General features: G+C 60.0%; 7 protein-coding genes. 2 read left to right on the top strand and 5 right to left on the bottom strand.

The window, feature by feature from the left end:
- Window positions 1-30: 30 nt before the first annotated feature.
- The 5 genes from BW09_RS03735 to BW09_RS03755 all read right to left on the bottom strand — a co-directional run bounded on the left by BW09_RS03735 (window position 31) and on the right by BW09_RS03755 (window position 12,655).
- Window positions 31-2,520 (bottom strand): transglutaminase domain-containing protein, encoded by a 2,490-nt coding sequence (locus BW09_RS03735; RefSeq protein WP_044090106.1) that lies wholly within the window; start codon window positions 2,518-2,520, stop codon window positions 31-33.
- Window positions 2,517-3,755, bottom strand: a complete 1,239-nt coding sequence (locus tag BW09_RS03740; protein WP_375137548.1) for a DUF58 domain-containing protein — start codon at window positions 3,753-3,755, stop codon at window positions 2,517-2,519. Before BW09_RS03740 ends, BW09_RS03735 begins: the two co-directional genes overlap by 4 nt.
- Window positions 3,756-3,766: 11 nt before the next feature.
- Window positions 3,767-4,963, bottom strand: coding sequence for a MoxR family ATPase (locus tag BW09_RS03745; protein WP_044090107.1), 1,197 nt, complete (start codon window positions 4,961-4,963; stop codon window positions 3,767-3,769).
- Window positions 4,964-5,026: 63 nt separating this feature from the next.
- Window positions 5,027-11,212: an Ig-like domain-containing protein gene (locus tag BW09_RS03750; RefSeq protein WP_140464742.1), complete on the bottom strand. Its 6,186-nt coding sequence runs from the start codon at window positions 11,210-11,212 to the stop codon at window positions 5,027-5,029.
- A gap of 45 nt (window positions 11,213-11,257) precedes the next feature.
- Window positions 11,258-12,655 (bottom strand): serine/threonine-protein kinase, encoded by a 1,398-nt coding sequence (locus tag BW09_RS03755; RefSeq protein ID WP_223847925.1) that lies wholly within the window; start codon window positions 12,653-12,655, stop codon window positions 11,258-11,260.
- Window positions 12,656-12,782: 127 nt separating this feature from the next.
- On the opposite strand from BW09_RS03755, the gene BW09_RS03760 reads away from it, so the two are divergent.
- Window positions 12,783-17,057 (top strand): PD-(D/E)XK nuclease family protein, encoded by a 4,275-nt coding sequence (locus tag BW09_RS03760; RefSeq protein ID WP_140462638.1) that lies wholly within the window; start codon window positions 12,783-12,785, stop codon window positions 17,055-17,057.
- Window positions 17,054-21,040, top strand: coding sequence for a UvrD-helicase domain-containing protein (locus tag BW09_RS03765; protein WP_140462639.1), 3,987 nt, complete (start codon window positions 17,054-17,056; stop codon window positions 21,038-21,040). The genes BW09_RS03760 and BW09_RS03765 overlap by 4 nt, the downstream gene beginning before the upstream one ends.
- Window positions 21,041-21,214: the final 174 nt, after the last annotated feature.

Here is a 21,214-nt window from a genome sequence, read left to right on the forward strand (position 1 = left end):
TGCCTCCTTGGAAGATTGCCTCCTTGCTCTCTACGATAATCGCGACTGTTGCCTATCCTGCCGTGTCGTTTCATGATGGGACTCAGCAGGATGGGCAGTGCGTACGCGCGTGGTACTGTCACGCCGGACTGCGTTGCGCGCAATCCCTTGTAGGGAAAGCATCGTGACGAGTCGCCTCAGCCGAGGCAACGAATGCAACAGTGCTGCACGCGCCGCATCAACCTGGTTCCAATACCTATCGGCTTGTGCCGGTGGTATGTCTTGGCCGGAGAAGGTGACATAATCTGCGTCCCGGCTCAGTTGCTGCAACAATTTCGGCGATGTATGCAGTTCGTGGGCTATGCCGTTCGCCTGTTCGCGTCTGGTGCCGCGTACGGAAACGCCGCTTTGCAAGGCCAGTGTACGGACGGCCTCCCATCCCGCGGCCACACGCGTTTTCGGAGAGCCTCGACGTCTTGCGCGGGCCAGTAGCAAAGCCTTATAGGCGAGAATCATCGTGCAGACGAGGATGAGTGCCCATAGTGGACTGCCATACACGAGTATTGGACGGGCGATGTGCCATACGCGGTCCCAAACCGAGCTGGCCGGCGGATCGGCGTCCACGCCCGACAGTGAGCTCAGCCCTTTGGCCTGCGTCTGATCGCGCAGCGGATTGGTCAGTGGCACGGGTGGCTGCCGCACCAGTGTCTGCGGCTTTGGGGGAACCAGATTCTGAGTGTCGTCGGGGACCTTGGTCTCTTTGGGGGTGGGATAGAACGCCACCCAGCCGAAGTCGTTCAGTTTGATCTCCACCCATGCGGCGACGTCATTGCCGGTGAACGCAATGGTGGTCGTATGATCCGATGTGGTGGTACGGGACTTGGAAATGCTGCCGTCGCTGTCTTTGGGCAGGAATCCCATGACCACTCGGGAGGGTATGCCCAATTCGCGTGCCATCAAAGCCATTGCCGATGCATATTGTTCGGAGTCGCCCACCATTGCCGTGCCCGTGAGCAGCGCGTTGATGCGATAGCTGCCATGTCCTGCTGCGGACGGGTAGTCGCCTTGCAGCCCGTGCGAGAACCAGCCGGAGTCTTTCAGTGCCTTGGTGATGGTCTCGGCGGCGGCGCCACCGGTGGCCTGTCCGCCGGCCACAGCGGTGGCGAACTTGCCGACGGCATCCGGTACATCGTCGGCCGGCGGCTGATCGATGTGTGCGGCTGGTGCATTGCTGATTTGCGATGCGCTGGGAACAGTGGGGAGGACGCCGGATTCGCTATAGGTCATGTCTGCACGCAGGCCGGCGGCGAAAATAGCGGAATCGGTGCCGGAATTGTAATAGAACGAATCGGCATCGTCGCTTGTGGTAAATCGAACACGGGTGGCGGCACCGGCCAAGGGTAGCCACGTGTCGCCGAGCCCTTGATGTACATGGAAGGTGGCGGTGAATGGCTTGCCCCGTTCATCTGTGGCGATGGATGAGCCCACCCGGCGATAATCGGAGGAATCCGATGCCTGGGCGGAATCGGACAGATTCCACACCGAACCATCGAAGCGGTCCATCACGGCCAGGCGCACCGGTGTCCCGGCGGGCAGGCCGGTGACGCTTAGGAGCACGTCATCCTTGTGGTTCTTGAAGTATGAACGCATCCCGCTTAACGGGCTGGTGTAGTCATACGGGTTGATCGGCGGCTCATAATGATCCCGCAGTATCAAGCGATGCTGCGGAATGGCTATCGTTCCTGCGATCGCCAGGGTGGCGGCGAGGGCCGGAATGATTAGTGAGGGAACCCATCGCTTCCATTCCAGGAATCCCACGCGCCACGACAGCCAGACAATGAGCAGTATGGCGGTTATGATGCCGCTGGTTGCACGATGCCAGCCGGTACTGGTCCCCAACAGCGCGCATGATGCCATGGCCGCAGCCAATGGCAGGGCACTGACCAGCGAGAGCCAGGCGTTGGACGACACGGCGAATGATCCCGCCAGAAAAGTCAGCAGAAGGCCCATGCTCCATACAGCCATCAAGGAGCCATCTGCGGTGCCGACGGGAGGATCGATGGAAATCAGGTATGTAAAGGAGCCAAGCATGGCATACCAGCCTTGGCTTATCGTATCAAGACTGGGGATTACGTGGGCGATGGTGGTGTGAGGAAGTGTGATGATCGGCCCGAGAAGGAACTGGGAGCCGGCGAGGAACACCAGTTGCCACCATAATCGCAATGACGGCACCAGTCCGGCGAATGTGATCACGGCGCCAAGCAGGGTGGCGGTGATTGCGGTGATGGCCCATGCCGCAGGGTCGCCGTATACGTCGATGAGATTTGACAGTGACAGCAACATCAGGATGACGATGACTGCGAGACTGCCGATGCTGGCGGTTCGCGACTGCCGTGTGGCGCTCGCCGCATGGCGTGTGCCGTTGCCGATTGTCCAGATCGCCGATTGGGGAGAGTCCGCCCATGAACCGGTGTCTGAGGTGTTGGCGGACAGGCGGGGCAAAAGACGGGTGGATAGGCGGGAGAGTATGTCGGCTGTCATGTGAGGGCCTTCATGATGAGGGGAAGGTCATCCAGTTCGCCCACCGTCGCCAGAGTGAAGCGGGCGAACCGTTCCATGGAGCGATATGCGCCTACGCTGGCTTGCAGCACCACGCACTTGGCTGATGGGGGTAATGCCTGAGTGGCTTGCTTGAGCTGATCGACGGTGATGAGAGAACCCACGACGAACATGTAGCATGAGGCGTCGGGCGAGTGCTCCAGAGTGCTCTGTACGGGATTGAGATGGTCTTGACTCTGCCGGCTCGGTGCGATGCCGCTGGCTTCGTCAAGCAGCAGCATCGCATTGCGCGGGCGGACGTGTCTGGTTCCGGCATGCGTGGAGACGGGTCTATGCTGTGCAAGACATGCGACGCCGATGGACGCATGGATGGAGACCCCCAGTTCGAATTCCTGTGCTGTGGCGTATCCATCAGGATTGACGCTGATGGTCAGCGAGGTGTCTGTGCGTTTCGTGGCCTCATACTGACGGATCATCAGGGAGCCGGTTTTTGCCGAGCTCAGCCAATGCACGTTGCGCACATCATCTCCGGGCGTATACTCACGCAACCCGTGGAAGTCGAGGTCGTCATCGACGATCTGTCCGGAAGGACGCCCTTCCAGGTCGCGGGGAATGCCCGCATTCACTGAACGCAGCGGAATTGTTTTCGGATGGATGTAGACGATGATGCGCTCGGCCAATCGTTTGTCATGGCGAATCAGTCCGAAGGGGTCCCCTTTGCGGATGTGCAACGGTCCGATGGGCAGGGCGGCGCGTTGCAGGGCGCGGAATGCCAGCTCGGTGCGTTTGGCTTGCCGTGGCGCCAGCATGGGGATGCTGAACCATTCATGTTCGTCTCCGATGGGCAGGCTGCCTTGCGCGCTGGCCGTGGCTGCGGCACTGGTGTTGTCGATATCAATGGTGATGCGTATGTCGTCACCCACGGTCACGCGTTGATTTGACGCGCTGATATGTGCGGTGAAACTGGTGTTGCCCAGGGACAGTACGACCGCGACGATGAGCATCACTGCGGCCGTGATGCCGAAAGCGAGCAGCTCATGCCATCCGAGCCATGCGAACGATCCGAGGCAGGCTGCGGCGCTCAGCCCTACCGCCCATCCGAGCGGGGAGATGCAGGCATTGACAGCATGGGCGATATGTCTGACCGCATTGACGAACATGCGCCTGGGATGTATGCGTGACGATGAATGCGGCATGGTGCTGGATCGAATACTCATGGCCGTGTCCTTCAGGTGCTCAACGTGGGCGTCGGCACATCATTGAGAATCTGCGTGATCAGACGCTCTGCGGAGGTGCCGTCGAACGAGGCTTCGGGGGCAAGCACGATGCGATGGGCCAGAACGGGTATGGCAAGTTCGGTGATGTCATCGGGTATCACATAGGCCCTGCCATCGGCTGCGGCCCAGATTCGGGCGCATCGCGCGAGCGCCAGGGCGCCGCGCATCGACGATCCCACAGCGATGCGCTCGTTATGGCGCGTCGCCTCGACCAGGCGGACGATGTATTCGCGGATGGAGTCATCGATATAGACGCTGGTGGCGGTTTCCCGCATACGCAGCACGTCATCGCCGGTGAGCACCGGGGAGACGGTCCGTGCGCGGTCGACCACGTCGATCTGCCTGAGCAGGTCCACCGATACGTCATGGCCGGGGTAGCCGATCGATGTCTTGATAAGGAAGCGATCCATTTGCGCTTCAGGCAGGGCGTATGTGCCAAGCTGCTCTATCGGGTTCTGTGTGGCAATCACCATGAACGGTTGCGGCACCTGATGCGAGACCCCATCCACAGTGACGTTCTGCTCCTCCATGACCTCCAGCAACGCCGATTGGGTTTTCGGGGAAGCGCGGTTGATCTCATCCGCCAGCACTATGGATGCGAACACCGGCCCGTTGCGGAATTCGAATTCGCCATGCTTCTGGTCGTAATAGGTGATTCCTACCACGTCGGATGGCAGAAGATCGGGGGTGAATTGGATGCGTTTGAAACTCGCGGATATGGAATTGGCCAGTCCGCGAGCCAGTTGTGTTTTACCGGTACCGGGATTGTCTTCAAGCAGGACATGTCCGCCGGCCAGAAGGGCGGTGACGCATAGTCTGATCGGCATGGTCTTGCCTACGACCACGGTGCCGATGCTGTGTACCAGCCTGTCGTAGGAGTTCTGGAACGCGGCTATCTGCGGTGTCGATTGTTCCAGCATGCTGGTCGTTGCCTCTTCGACGACCGAGGTCTGGGCCATGGTGTCTTCCGTCTTGCCTGAGATGGTTTCCGGCGTGCCGGAAGGGGTGCGCGGTGCTGTGCCGGAAGGGTTATGCGGTGCCGCGTCGGAAGGGTTATGCGGCAGTCGGCTGATCCTCGTGCTGTCCGATATCCGAGTGGCATCTGAAAGCCGTGTCTCGTCGGTGATCTGTTCGCTATGCTCGCTCATACGTTCTCCCGATGTGTGATGTGTGAAGTGTGATGTGTGAAGTGTGATGTCGTGCGGAATGAATCAGGGATTCGATGGTCTGGGGGTTGTCCTGCCCGGGGCGTCATTGGAGATGTTCCCGTCTGTGCCGTCGTTTCCCGGTGTGTTCGCTAGACCGAGAATCCATGGATGCCGTGCAAGGTCGCTGACACTGGACGAGGCGCGCAGTGACAATGGCTGTTCATTCGGAGTCGCTGGTGGTCGGTTCGTGTACCGCTTTGTGACGCCATTGTGCGAGACGGTGTTGTGATCTGCATCATGGTGTTCTTTGGCACTGACGTGCCGACTGATGCCGGCGTGGGGGTCATCATCATCGGCATCAACGGGGTTGACGGTTGTGGCGGAGCCTGCATCGGATGATGCGACAGGACGTATTCCTTGGATTGTGCCGCCTTGTGCTGTGTTGTCAAGCCCCTGTAGACCGTTCTCTCCGGTCACCTTGACGCTCCATGCGTATGTGGTTTCCTGTGGAAGACCTGTGACATCCAACGGTTGTCCGGGAATCCACGTGAATGGTCGGTCGTTGATGATGATCTGGATGCTTGCTGCCTTGCCGAAGGTGTTCACCGAGCCTCCGGACACATTCACCACGTGCTCATTGTCTCCCCAGCGTAATTCATATGGTGCGGTGATGGCTGCGCGGACTTGGTGGACATATGGTTGTCCTGAGGATGGTCCGCCCTCTGCGGCCGCGCTCGCCGTGCCGTTCAGTTTCTGCTGCACAGATGCATGGTTGCAGGTGGCCCAAGGCTGCATAGCGAATGAATACGATGTCTCGTCCGTGGTTTCGGCCGTGCCTATACCGTCTGCCGTGACGATGAATGATTGTGCAAGTCCCTGTCTGCTCCAGCGCACGGTGCATTGGTCGGCCGCTCCCGAAGTGCTCACGTCGGAAGGTGCTTGAATGGCGTATGCCGGCGTGAACGTGGTGGTCGCGGTTGCGCCTGTGGCATCGCGTTGTGGATTGACTGTTGCTTTTATCGTATATTCGGTGGTGTTGAGTGCGGCTTGCGGCACAGTGAATGTGGCGCTGCCGCCATTGCAGTCCACAGTGGTGTCCACGAGCTGGCCGATGACGTCGATGCCTTTGCACCCCGCGTTCCGGTTGTCGTTGGCATGCGAAGTCACTGTCACTGTGGTGCCCACGTTGGACACGGTGACGGTCGGGGCATCGGGGTCTGCCCATATGCTTGCGGGATCCGAGGCTGCGGATTCCGGCCCCCAGTTGGTCGCGTTGTGGGCTCGGACCGTTGCAGTGACCGCAGTGCCGTCCGTGATGTCGTTGGTGTTGAAATCGAATGTTGCGCTGGTGCTGGTCCCACCCGTCTCTTTGCTCTGGGTGGCCCCTGCGCCAGTGACAGTCACCGTATAGTTGTCCACTGCGCTGAAGTCGCCTTGAGGAGCGGACCAAGTGACTGTCGCTTTTCTGTTGCCTCCTTCGACGGCGACGTGCGATGGGGCGTTGGGTGCCTTATCGGGTGTGGCCGTGACGGCGACGGATGGTGCGGACCAACCGACTTCGTTCCTGGCGCTCACGGTGAATGAGTATGTCGTACCGTTGGCCAGGCCGGTGATCTGGCAGGAGGTCACTGCGCCACAGGACCGTTCACCGCTTCCTCCTCCCGTCCATTGCACTCGATAATCGGTTATCGGACTGCCGTTGGCTGATCCCGCAACCCAGCTGAGGGTAACTGCGCCGTCTTGAGCGGTACCGGCGACGGGAGAGAGCAGTGGGGTGTCCGGCTTGTCCACGACAGAAGCCGTGATGCTGCCTGTGACCTCACGTTCCTTGGACTTGGTGCCGTCTTGGACGGTGATGAGCACCGTATGCGAGGAGGCGCCGATATCGGAGGCCGCAGACAGTTCGATGATTCCTGACTTGCCGCATGCGGTCACGAACAGTTTGGATGCATCGTCTGTGCGGCAGCTGACTACGGTCAACGCCGAGTGGGGGAAGGGGTTGTATGCTCCATCTAGCATGTCCACTGTCGCGGAAGCCCCGGCTTTGATGGTGATGTCCCTGTTGCCGACGTGAGCCAGCGGTTGTGTGGATACTGCTACCCGCACAGTGAGTCCCGCATGTACGACGCCTTTGCTGTAGGTGATGGTAACCGGTACGGATGCCGTGGTGCCGGGTGCCGCGTCGATGGTCGCCGTGATGGTGAGCAGACCGGTCGAAGATACGGTGGCGGTGACCGGGCCGGATGCGATTCCGCCGGAATATGAGTATTGCTTGTCGTTTTCCTCAAGACCCGTCGGCGCATGGGTGAGAGCGGTCAGGTCGATGGTCGTCGTTGTCGCACCTGCCTCCACATCAATGGTGGGGGAGGAGAACGTGGGTGGCGGGACAGTGCGCCCGAGCACTGTGATCTGCAATGTGATGACAGCCGAATTGATGATTTTCGCCTTGGAACCGTGTTTGCCGTCCACTGCGGTGAAGGTGATGGAGGCCGGGCCGGCATAGTCCTGATCTGCGGTGAACTTCAGTGTCGTGCTGTTGACATACAGGTCGGAATTCATGGATTTGGTGGCGCTTACGGAATCGGCGTTCGTGATATACGCTTCCTTGCCGGCGCCTACACGCACATAGTCATTGATGTTGATTTCAATGGTCTCACCTGCATTGACGTTGAGCGCTGGCGCCTTGGGACGCAATGTGGGCGGAAACACGCCATAGGCCGGTACCTGTATGAACGCGGTGGAAGTGATGCCGTATGTGGTGTTGGTCACCGTGTAGGGGACGGCACGAGCCTCATCAGTGAGATCGACGGAGATGATGGTCGAATGCTTGCCTCCGGTGACTCGCGCATGGTCCGAGGCGGAGGGATGTACCGCCACGGCCAGCTCGTCGGTTGTGCCCGAGGGATTGGCGATCCATTGTGAGACATCCACGTCGACCGATCGCTTGTCTATGGTGGCCGCAGAAGGAACGCGGTAATCGTATGCCGTTGGTGGCTCTATGGGGGCTTCAGGATTGACGGTGATGCTGAGCGTCGCCGTATCCGAAAGACCTGCCTTGTCCCGAACTGTGTAGGCGATGTACGCGGTGGTGGATTCGTCCGGCGTGGTGAAGGTGATGGCGTTGTCCTGAACCGTCGCGTTGCTGACGCCTTGTGCCTGTATGGTTTGATCGACAGTCAGGTCCGTATTGTCTCCGGAGATGTCGTTCTGGGCCACCGGTACGGTGGCGGTGGTATTGGGGCGCAGGGCGATGGCGTCATCTCTTGCATAGACCCCCGAATCAGAGGTTCCTTGGAATACGCCTACGCGAATCTGTGCTTGCGCACGTTGGCCGGTCCAATCCTCTACGGCATAGGAGAAGGTGTCGGTGCCAGATGAATCCGGGTACGCCTCATAGACCAGATAGTCGGACCCGATTTCCGAAATGCGTCCCAATGAGGGAGCCTTGTTCCCCAATCCGAGTAGCTGGTCGTCATCGCCGTCCGCATCGATGCCGGTCAGGGTGATGGGAATTCGGACCTTGTGACCGGCGGCCACCTGAGCTTCGGTGTTGTGCGGGGTTGGAGGCGCCTTGCTTTCGGCATTACTGGCATGCACGGTTATGGTGATGGTGGCCGATGCCGCATTGCCGCGGTTGTCTTCCACGGTATAGGTGATGGGGAAGACGCCGGTATCCTGTGATGCCTGATATCGAACGGTGTCCGCCGAGACGAAGGCCAGGCCTTTGAATGTGTTGCTGTCATATTGCAGCTTGTTCTTCAACCGTATGGTGGTTCCGTCCGGATAGTCCACATGGTCCAGCACATCCACCGACACAATGCCGCCTGTACGTACTTGGGCATTGATATTGCCGGCTTTCGGAGTGGAAGTGGCGACGGTCAGAGCAGGTGGCTGCAATACGATGGTGCCTGTGGACGTGCCTGCGGCATTCGCCGCGATATACGTGATGGGCACGGGCGAGGTGGGTATCTGACGGGCGGTGATGTATACGCGCTTATGGCTCACCAGCCCCACTTTGATGCTTGAATCTGCCGGGGCACTCACGGAGGTGACGGATAGTATGCCGCCCATGGGGTCGACATCGTTGGAGAGAGGTTTCACAATCGCCGTATTCCCGGCACTGAGCAACGCCACGTCGTTGGCGGCGACCGGTTTCGCGGCCTCTCCGGCGACAGGTCGTACATCGACGCGCGCCAGGCCGTTGGTGGTATTCGATCCTTGGGCAATCGTATAAGGCACGTAATAGGTCCCCGGCTCGGAGGCCGTGAATGCAATCGACATGTCAGCCGTGTTGGTGGTTGTCGTCGCATTATTCGGTGTATCCACTTGGTTGAGCTGTGCAGGCTGCACGGAAGTGCCATGCACGTATGGGACAAGGTCGATGATGGTCTCTATGCCGGGGGCTGCGGTCTTGACGACTGGATCGATGATTGCCGACAGCGTGTTTGCCGGCTTGATGGTGAAATACAGCGTGCCGTTTCCGGTGGCCTCGCCGTCGGAAACAGTGACTGTGACGCCTATTCGGCCTGAGGTCTGGGAGCCGGCGTTGAACGTCAGCTGTCCGTCTGCCCGTGTGGAGACCTGCACTTGGTCGCTGTTCTGCGGGACGGCCGAAACCAACGTCAGCGGGTCGCCGTCGGGGTCGGTGAAGCTGCCCAACGCATTGGCGTTGTAAGTTGCACCTTGCTCGATGCTGACCTCGGGGGGTGTATCGGATTGCACTGGCGCACGATTGCCTTGGTCCGTGAGCTCCACGGTCACGTTGGCGTTGGAGCTTTGGCCTCGACCATCGGAGATCTCATAGGAGAATGTCGCGGTCCCGGCGGGCGTGGAGGAGGCGTCCAATTGCAGATAGCGCCCATCATAGATGGGGGCGACTTTGACAGCTGCCCCGCTGACGGCGCTCACGTTGGTGATGCTGAGCACAGAGCAGTCCGTCTGCTCGTCATTGCGCAACACGTCAAGAATCTGCCCGCTGCCGGCACGTGCGCCTATGTGGTCGTCGGCGGCGTGAATCTCCCCGGATTGCGTGGAACACGACTTTGAGAATTCACGATGATTGTCGGCGGAATCGCTGTCGCTTTTGGTCTGTTCGGTGGTCTCGGTATGGATCCTGTTCCATTGGATTCGGATGACCTTGGTATTGCGGGCGACGTTCCATACATTGCCGGTGACCACGTCATTGAGCACGATGAGCCTGTGGTTGGTGCGGAACACCAATTCCGAGGTCCCGTCGACGGATTCGAGGGACTGCATATCGCGCTGCGATCCATTGGCCGCGCATATGCGGATATAGTTGTTCGTCTGTTGGCTCCACGCCGCATATACGCAATTGTTCATGGACGCTGGTTGGGCGGGATTGCCTGTGCCGCCTGTTTTGATGAATGTCGCTTTGTGGCTGGGGCCGAGATGGACTATGGCGAGTCCCTGCGTCGATGCGGCGGCAACCCATCCGGTTTGCTTGCCGTCTATGGAAGGTGACTGCAGGGTGAGCGGGCCTTCGGCATCCACGGTGGCTTGGCCGTCAAGGAACATCATCGTGTTTCCGGATGTGATTGCCGGGGTGTTGTCGATGACGGTGAAGCTGTCGGCAGGTTGTGGTTTTCCTCCTGATAACGATCCGATTTGCTGCGCAGATAGAGCGTGTGCATCCTTCAACATGAGTACCATGCCATCTGAGGGACGATATCCGTATACCTGTCCGGTGTCGGTCACGGCTATGCGTGCGCCAGTGCCCAGCGCCATCTGCGGGGCGGTTGTGTCCGGTGCCAGTGAATCGAGGTGGTCGGACGGCCCGGCCCATACGTTTCCGGTTCGTGTATTGAGGAACGCAAGGGTGCTTCCGCCCGACACGGCAGTGATATCGGGTGACGTATCAGTGGTGACTTCGGTGCCGAGGGTGGATGCCTTGATGGCGGTAGCACGTCTCGGTTCGGTGAGGATGGTATCGCCATTATGCTGGGCGATATCAAATCGTGGAGCCGATGACGAGATGCCCGCGTCCGCTTCCTGATTCCGGACATTGAACCGTGCGGCTTTTTGCTGATTGAGCGATGTGACCCATACGGTTCCATCATCCAATTGCACATGACTTCGCGTTGCCGCATTTACGATGATGGCCCCGACGACCAGTGTGAGCAGTACGAGAAGAGCGATCACCGGAAGGGCCCAGGATTGTTTCGCCGCAGGCGTCATGCGCCGCATGAAGGCATTCTTCCGCCTGTCCTGTTGGTGCGATGATGTGGCCATTGGCTTTCCTGAACTTTCATGTCCTGTGCACTAGCGTAGTGCGGTCTATGGGCGGACTGCGCAGGCTATGGCCGGATTCGCGGACATGTGCCTGTCGCTGCGGATGATGGAGACCTGAATGCAGGTCTGGGCGCCATCTTGAGGTGCGACCGAAATCGATGTCGCCGACGTGATAGTGGCTTGAGACCCGATGTCCGATGCATCGTTCTGTACGAATGACCAGGCGTAGCTGTCTCCCTGTTGTGGGCTTGGATTCGTCCAAGTGAACGTCACCGATGAGCCATCGACGGCATACTGGCCGGAGAGGTTCTGCGGAGAGGGAATCTGACCGTTCGCGGTGCCGGTGACGGTATCTTCGGCCTGATTGTTTTCCTTGCCCGGCATGTCCGCGTCCCGAGCATTCGCATGAGGTGCATGCGCCGAGGTGAACGACGGTGCCGCAATGATGACCGACAGGCATAAGGCGGCGATGACCGTGACCAGCGTGATTGCGATCGCGGTGCGTTTGCCCCAATGCCGGTGGGAAGGTCCGGACCCTTGATCGGTTGAGGTGCGACGTTGACGTGTGGTGTCGTCAGGGTATGCCGGTATGCCCTCTGCCGTTATCGCGGTGGTGTGCCCATATTCGGTTTGCTGAACACGCTGCATTGCTTGGGCGAATTCCAGCGCGGAGTAGTACCGCTGATCAGGTTCCTTGGCCAGCGCCTTGCCCAGTACGGATTCCACATTCGCGGGGATATCCGGTCGTTGTATGGGCGGCAATGGCGAGTTGATGATCAGGTCGGCAAGCTCTGCCTGCGTACGCGGGTGATAGGTGTGCTGATATGGCGAGTTTCCTGCCAGAAGGGCATACAACGTCGCTCCCAGGGAATAGATGTCTGCGGATTCGGATCCGTTGGAACGATGCTCTATGACTTCAGGCGGCGCCCAAGGCAGCGAAAACCCGGTATCGGTGTGGTCATAGGCGTCGGTCGAGATGCCGAAGTCGCTCAGCACTGGTACTCCCTGCGCCGTGATGAGGATATTGCTTGGTTTGATGTCATGGTGGATGATGTTGCTGCGGTGGGCGCAAAAGAGCGCTCCGGCAAGTTTGATGCCCAAATCGAGCACCTGATCGCAATCCATGGATCGCGATTGCACCTTGTCGCTATAGGAGCCCCCGGGCGCATATTCCATGACCATGTATCCGTGTCCGTCCGGGGTGATTCCGGCGTCGTAGACGGTCAGGATATATGGATTCGAAGAAAGCCTGGCCGTGAAGTTGGCCTCTCTGTGGAACGTGACCGCGGATGCGGAATCCAGTGCGGCATTGCTGACCTTGATGGCGACGGGGCGTTGCGGCATCTGTTGGTTGTAGAGGAAGACCGTTGCGGCGGCTCCGGAACCCAGCTGCTGCACGACATCATAGCCTGGCAGTTGCGGTGGTGCTATGGCAGTGGACATCAGAGCCTCCCCCTTGACGCTGGAATCATTGTTTCCCCCTGTGTGTTCAGGATACTGCCAGCATACGTGCATTCCTCAGGTGAGGTAAAAATTTTCCCTCTCGAAAAACAGGGCTTAGGCTTGAATCATGAATGAGAACCTGAACCCTGCAAGGCTGATTGATGAGCTCGAACGCGATGGCGCCTCGAGATTGGTGATAGGCGTGCCTGATGCGGGGAAAACGGAGTATGCCCTGCAGGTGATGCTTGAAGGCCTGCGCAGATATGGTGCATCCTGCGTGGTCATGACGGTCTCCAGCCGTGTCGTCGCCGACAGTCTGGGCAATCGTGTCATTCGCGAGTTGGGGGCGTCGGATCAGGTCAGGCCGGTCACCACGATTGGAGCGGTGGCGTTCCGTGTCATTGCATCGTCGCATGCGGCGCAAGGTCTTCCCGCGCCGCGCCTATTGAACGGAGCCGAGCAGGACGCGTTGCTGAGACGGGTGCTGGCTGTGCACGTAGGTCATGCGGTCGCGGGAGATGATTGCGGCACGTGCACGCTGTTGCGCGATTATTTCGCTCAGGCGCAATGGGCGTCCTTGGTAGTGGACGATCATGGGGCAGTGTCGGGCGGGTCGACCAGTGCCGATGTGTTTATGCAGGGCATCTCAGACACGTTTGTCAGCCAACTGCGTGACATGCTGGCGCGATTGGATGAACTGGGGGTCGGGCCTCATGAGGAGCCGGCTTTGCTGGATGCGGTTGCCGCCGATGACAGGCTGACGGTGCAATGGCGTCTGGCTTTTGCGCTTCGTCGGGAATATATCGAGGCTCAGCGTCAGGCGTATCCCGGTCAATACCGTGTGGATGCGTCATACCTGTTGGTGGATGGTGCGCGTGCAGTTCATGGAATACGCGCCTCGCATGTCAGTCAGGATGCCGTGGACATTCCCCGGTTGGTGGTGGTGGACGATGTGCAGGACATCACGTTGGCCGGTCTGCGTTTTCTGGAGGAGTTGCATCAGTCCGGGGTGTCGATAGTGCTGATCGGCAATCCGGATGAGGCTGTGCAGACTTTCCGTGGATCGTATCCGGAATATGTGATCCGGCGAGCCGTCACGGGGCCCCTGCAAGCGGTGGTGTTGCCCCTGCAGCGGGACGTGGCTCCTGACCGGCATGAGGGCTACGCCGACGTGATTGCTTCACGGGTGTCGCTCTCCATCCCCTCTGAAGAGGAGGAGGAACTGCCGTTGTCACGGCGTCCGGGCAAGCTGCTTGCGGCATTGCGGGTCGCATCCCAAACGGGGCTGGAGCATGACGGAACAGTGCAGGCCGGGCTTTATCGATCCGCGCGAGAAGAGCTTGATGACGTGGTCTGGCGCATCAAAAGAGCACATCTTGACCGACGGATCCGATGGAACGATATGGCTGTCATTGCGCACGACAATGCCACTGTGCGGTCGTTCGGCGAACGGTTGCGGCGCGATGGCGTTCCAGTGCGTTACTCTTCGGTCACGCGTCCATTGAAGGATGAATCCTTCATACAGGGACTGTTCGCCTTTATCGAGCTTGCTTATCTGCGCATGGAAGGCATGAGTCGTCGTGACGGGCGGAATGGATGGCGCGGCATGGCGCTGACACGTATGGCTGCGTATGTGCGGGCCCGCGTGAACACCATAATGAACAGCCCGCTCATCACCACAGGAACGAGACCTGGACAAGGCGGGCCGGCTCGCCTCGCACCTGTCGAATCCGCCATGGATGCCTTGGAATCATTGGCGCCGGTAGCGGATCAGGATGCCATGTTGTCTGAGTTGGTCCACGGTTGGGAATCATTGATGTCGATGATGCCGGAGGTGTCCCGGAAGGGACAAGATGAGTCTGAGACCCTGTCTGCGGGCATATCCGATTCCACTGCTGGGAGAAGTGACGGCATGACGGCGGAATCAGAAGCGGTGGAGGACGCCGGTCAGACCGCCGAATCCGGACAGCCATCGATTCAGGTCGATGATGCCCTGGTCGAAGATGGTGCCGTCTCGCAGGACGAGCTTGGTTTCGGGGCTGATGCGCTGTTCGTGATGCTGGCATTGGATGATGATTCGGCACCGGCAGCTTCAGTGCTTGCCGCGATCGACGCCGTGCTTGGTGGCAATCCACAGTCGCGTGCATTCAGCCGTGTGTGGCGGACGGTTGCGACAATATGCGCACAACTTCGCGCGTTGCCGTACGACCAGCGCGAGAATCCCGGCAACGTGCTGTCCATCGCATGGAATGCTGTCGAGGTGGCGTCCGCCTGGCAGTCGGCGGCCCTCCTCAACACCGCAGATGGCCGTGTCGCCAATGACCGGTTGGATGCCGCCATGCGACTGTTCCAATTCGCGACGGACTCCAGTGCGAGCGCAACCATCAGGGGCTTCATGACACAGGTCCGCACGATGCAGGTGCAGGCGGACTCCTTGGCGCACGTGGGCCCGGTGGAGGATGCGGTGACGCTTGCCACGCCTGCTGGCGCGTCCGGACGACATTGGCCGTACGTGTGGATTCCCGCTCTGCAGGAAGGTGTCTGGCCGAATCTGGCTGGGCGAAACACCATGTTCGGCGGTGAGGAACTGGTCGAGCTCGTCCTGCGCGGCGCGCTGGCAGCGGCCGATGGTACGGGTCATGACCCGCGATTCGTGACCGTGTTGTCGGGGGAGAAGAAGAGCTTCCTGGTTGCATTGACCCGAGCGACGCGGCAAGTGACCGTAAGCGCAGTGTGGAACGACAAGTCCAGTCCCTCTGATTTCCTGTTCGGCTACTTGCCGGAGATGTATTCCCGCGACAAAGAGCAGTCGCGATTCACGGAGGTCGGCAATCGGCAAGACGGCGTTGAATCAGATGCGTGGTTCGGGCTTGATGGCGATCCCCGTGGACTGGTGGCCATTGCGCGAGTGGCGCTGTCATCGGCGGAGGAAGACTCCGATGAGCTGAATGACGCGGCCGCGGCGCTGGGCATATTGGCGGCGCATGGCATCGCCGCCGCTCATCCGGATGATTGGCCGTTTGTACGGCAATGCAGTACGCCGGATGTGGCGCCATCCATATACGGGAATACCGATGATCCGACTTCGAGATTCGATCATGATCAAAACGATTACGCCAATCAGCATGCCGAGGGTCGGCTTCGGTCCCCTGATGACGGCGCCCCAGTGGTGACACTGTCTCCCTCCGCGGTTGACGGTTTATGGGCTTGCCCGGTGTGCTGGATGCTTGAGCACCAGTTCGCCGGTCCGCAGCCGGGGTCGGTGAACGCCGGTTTCGGCACACTTATCCATGCTGTGGCTCAGCAGGGGAGCGAAGAACGGCTTGATCACCTCCATGACGACGACGAAGTGTTGCGTGGATTGGGATTGAACGCTTCCTCGACCTCCGAGCAACGCGTTCAGGCCGTCGCCGAAAGGCTTATCGAGATCTATCGAGGCAAACGTCCCGATCCTGATGCCATAGCGGATGTTCAGGAACGGTATCGGGCCATCCGTAAAGACGATTCGGCGTCCGACATGCTGAAACACATCGCAAGCTATTTCGTGCAAGGCGCAGAGGACGCTTATCTGGAGAAGAATTCCAGCAAGTTCTCCATCGGCACATTGGTCCAGGCTGATTGCGAGCTGCCCTTCAGCGCGCGTTTCGGATTCGACGATATCCTCGCTGCATACAATGCAGTGCCCGGCGTGCATGCGATTGACCGTGACACCTTGATTGCGTTGATGGGCGAACTGGTCGGTGGGTGGCCTGAGGGCGTGGACGGGAACATGACGGTGCGACTTTCCGGCCGCATCGATCGTATGGAGACGCGTCGGCTCGCGGACGGACGGGAAATCAAGCGCCTGATTGATTACAAGACAGGCGCGGTGCCGAGCGGGAAGCAGATCTTCAACGATCTGCAGCTGGTGTGCTATCAGCTGGGACTGGTATTCCCCGAAGGTGGGCCGCGTGGGGCGGCGGCATTGCGGAAAGCTCCTCGGATCGAGCAGAGCGAACTGTTCCACGTCGCCAAGAATCTGGCACCTGCACAGAGCTTTGCGCCCGAAGGCATGTTCCAGCCGCCGCTGTTCACCGAGGGCAGCCTGAACGCCGAACCGTTTACCGTGCGCTATCATTACGCATCTCCGTCGGCGTGGTATGACATGCCCGTTCTTTGCGCCGAACAGCGTCCGGAGCATGTCGGTGAGGCGGCGTGGGAGCAATGCGTGAGCCTGAATGGCACTCAGGCCATATGGTCGCTGACCATGATCGCCCGCGTATTCTATGCTGCGGCCGCGAGCCGGTCGATTCGTCTTGACGCGCATCCCCAATCCGAACATGTCAGATTCTGCCGTATGGGCAATGTATGCCCGGCTTGCGCTCGGCAGGTCGACACCGTATTTGAAACGAGGCAAGCATGAGTACCTTCACACCAAGTGCCGAGCAGGCCGCCATCATCAATGCTCCTGCGGATGCTGACGTGCTTGTGGTGGCGGGTGCCGGCTCCGGCAAAACCTTCACCATGACGCAGCGCATCATCGCATTGATCGGTCAGGGGGTGGCTCCGGAGCGGATTCTCGGCCTGACGTTCACGCGCAAAGCCGCAGGGGAACTGTTGGACCGTGTCTCGTCCGCAGTCTCCGGCCAATCCGTCGCAAACAATGCAACCGCCGTGAACGCAGAGAACGCCGATGCGCATCATGAGGATATCAGTCACCCCTCGTCATGGGACAGGTCATTCCTGAAGCCGTCGATTTTCACCTATGACGCCTTTTTCCAGACGCTGGTCAGTCAATATGGACTGCTGGTCGGCTTCGACCAGAACACCCAGCCACTCAGCGAAGCGGGTGCACTGCAACTCGCCGTCGAGGTGATCGACCGACATATGGACTCGGCAATGGCGGGGGACTTCGGTTCATTCGCCAATCTCGCCAAACAGGTCATCGAGCTGTCGGGCGCCATCGGCAGCGCCATGATCGGCGCTGGGTGTGCGGATTTCGATACGGCCGTGAAGCGGGTCAAGCGTTGGGACGCTGCGTTCATGGAGATTCTGGAGCGCAGTATAGGTGAGGAGCCTATACCGGAAAGCGAGCCGCGCATCCCGTCCATAACCAGACGCAAGAAAGACAGTGACGCTGATTGGCAGGCCAAAACAGAGGCGCGTGCCGAACGATTGCATGCCCGATGCGTGTACCATTGCGGTGAATTGCTCGCCGCCACGCGCAAACGTGACATACTGTTGGAACTGGTACAAGCCTATGCACAGGCCAAACAAGCGCGGAATATGGCGGAATTCTCCGATTTCACGATTGCCGCATATCAGCTCATCGAACGTTTCCCCTCCATCGGCGAGCGGGTGCGACGCCGGTACAGCCATGTGCTGCTGGACGAATATCAGGACACATCCACCACGCAGGCGGCGTTGATCGCCGCACTGTTCCACCCGGACGACGGCAATCATTGTGCGGTCAACGCGGTAGGTGACCCATTCCAGTCCATTTACGCATGGCGTGGGGCGAGTCCAGGCGCGTTCCGCATGTTCCAGCGTGACTTCCATATGGCGCAAGACGTCGCACCGTTCCCACTGTCCATCACGCGACGTAACAGCAGGATCGTGCTGGAGGCAGCCAACGACCTGACGCTTCCGCTGCGTTCCACGCCGTTGCGCCCTTCCAGCTCGCTGATGCATGAAGTCGACGTTCCCGCTCTCGGCGCCATGAGCGATGCCGAGGAAGGCACGATGGGTGTGCTCGGGTTCGACACGGCAGGGCAGGAGATCGATGCCGTCGTCCGGTTCTGCGCTGCAGCCGTAAACCGGTACGGAGAGAAGCGGCAACATGGAACCGGGGCACAGGCGGAACAGGGTGCCGGACAACGGGTGCATGTGGCCGTGCTGTTCAGATCGAAAACGCGTATGCCCCTCTATCAGGAGGCCTTGGAACGTGCGGGACTGACCACATTCGTCGTAGGCTATTCAGCCTTGCTGGAACGTCCGGAGATCCGAGACGTGCTGGCACTGCTGCATGTGGTGTCGGACCATACCGACACAGGCTCGCTGATGCGTCTATTGGCCACGGCTCGGTTCAACATGTCGGCGTCCGATCTGACTGCACTGGCCCGCATCGCGGAGAATCTCAATACACAGCAGCGTTTCCGGGCTCTGGTGGAAGCCGGATTGGCTGACGCCGATACACCGGAAGCCGAACGTGCCGATGTGGTGCGCGAACATCGCGATCAGGTGGCCAATGCGGTGTTCGTCCCCGACCTGCTGTTGCGCAACGATACGCCTGCGAGCTGGGAGGGAATGAGCGAGCCGGGGCGTCGTGCCGTTCGGCAGGCGGCACAGGCGGCGCAACAGGTGCATCGTGCCATCGGACATCCTCTTGCGGATGTCGTCAGAACCGCCATCGAGGCTTTGAACCTTGATATCGATACGGTCGTAGCGAACGCATTGCGCGACCCCGGCCATCAGGTCAATCCCACACTGGCGCGAACGCCGATGAACACCATCGTGGATTTGGTGGATACCTATACGCAGGAACTCGCCCCTGACCAGACGCCATCATTGCGTGGATTCATCACATGGGTCGATTACCTGAGCAGCGTGGAGGACGAGGCGGCGAGCCTGCCTCCGGCTCCCGTGGATGTGGAATTGATGACCGTGCACCAGTCCAAAGGACTGGAGTGGGATGCCGTGGCCATAGTGGGCATGACTGCGGGCGGATTCCCCAGCAATCAAGGCGATCACCTTTCGGTGACATTGGACGACAATCATCCGGGAGGCACGGAACAGGGGCACTGGGTGGCCCCGGAATACCAAGAGACCGCAGACTCGTGGCTGACCAACCCCGTGGCCGTCCCGGTTCCCATGCGAGCCGACGCCGCCATCCTGCCACGATTCCCGCACGATGCCGATGTGGATGCAGACCCGGTGGAATCACTGGAATCTTTGGAAGATGTCGAGCTCATCGACGATGAGGCGTTCGGATCGATGCGTCAATACGGCGATGGGGTCGATGAGGTGGATCCGGAAGGATGGTATCTCACACAGGCCGAAGAATACGGACGAAGACTACATGCCGACGAACGTCGACTCGTCTATGTGGCATTGACGCGTGCCCGGTATGACGCCATGCTGACCTATTGCCGACATTCGAGCGAATTGGGTCGGGATGCATCGGCGGTGGGTTCTCGGTCGCGTGCCGCCAAACCGTCCAATTTCTGGCTTGAGGTCCATGATGTCCTGCACGCTCACGCGCATATGGTCGATGCCGGCGAGTTCGTGGAGCGACTTGGCGATGCCGTGGCGCTTGTCTCCGCGCAAGGAGAGCGCATGGCTCCGCCGGATGGATTCTTCGTGGGGGAGCGCGCCGAGGAATACTGCGAGACAGTGGTAGACGAGGCGTGGCGCACCCCATTGGAACAGGAAAGCCGTGTCGTGGACCTGCAATGGCCGGTTTCGTTGAGCGCAGATGTCGAACGGCGCTTACATCGCGGAACCGCTGAGGTCCGGCATGCCATCGCCATTGCCGAGTCCATGATGGCGACCGATACCAGTGCCGGTGCTGTCGGCGAGGCCTCTTTCGGGGGTGCCGCTTCTTCCGATGCGCCGTATCGGCAATCCACTGCGGCGCTGATATGCGGACCATTGTCTCAGCGTGCGCAATTGCTGGCCGACGATGTCGATTTGATGGCGGATACGTTGGAGGGCGAGGCGCTGGATCGGGCAGTCAAGGCCCGAGCGCAGCGTATCCTCGCATCCGGGCGGCAGAACGTCACCGGTCTGCAGGCCAGGGTGGGTGGCATGAGCGCACGGGAGGAACGCTCCTATTGGCGTTATGTGGTGCGCCCGATCCCGCGCCTTTCCTCACCGGTTGCGCAGGCGGGCATCCGTTTCCATGACTGGGCCGAGCGCTTCATCGATGCTGCCGCGGATGGCACGCAGACGCCACCTGATCTGCCTGTGGCGGAGCATCAGGGTCTCCGGGACTGGTGCGCCAGACTTTCGCAATCACGATGGGCTATGCGCAGGCCGTTGTGGGCCGAACGTTCGATCGTCGTGGACATACCGACAATCGGCATCGTCAACGGGAAGCTGGACGCGGTGTTCGAAGGCGGCCTTGACGTCTCCGATACGTCGAAGCGTTTCACCGTGGTGGATTGGAAAACCGGCAGACGCCCCTCGCGTCCTGAGGACATCGAGCGCAAACTCGCCCAGCTGGATATGTATCGGCTGCTGCTCTCCGTGGTGGAGGACGTGCCGCTAGACGCTATCGACGCCACCCTCTACTATGTCAGTGAGCCTCAGGAAGGCTTGCGCGAGCTGCATGCCCGCGACAAAACCAAACAGGAAATCCTTACCGAGTTGAGCTCCGGAATTCCCGAACAATCTGACAACGACTAGACCTCGACACGGTCTATGACATGGGTGCATACAGGGGCGGCGGATGGACGCCGCTCACCGTATACACTGCTATGTCCGCGGGAGAAACGCGCCGCGTGACGTTGCTCGGGAACCGCTACCCTCGGTAGGCACGTGTGGGCGGGCGCACGTGCCGGAGAACCCACCAGTAAGGAG

It is taken from the genome of Bifidobacterium sp. UTCIF-1, from assembly GCF_006408915.1.
GTDB lineage: Bacteria > Actinomycetota > Actinomycetes > Actinomycetales > Bifidobacteriaceae > Bifidobacterium > Bifidobacterium reuteri.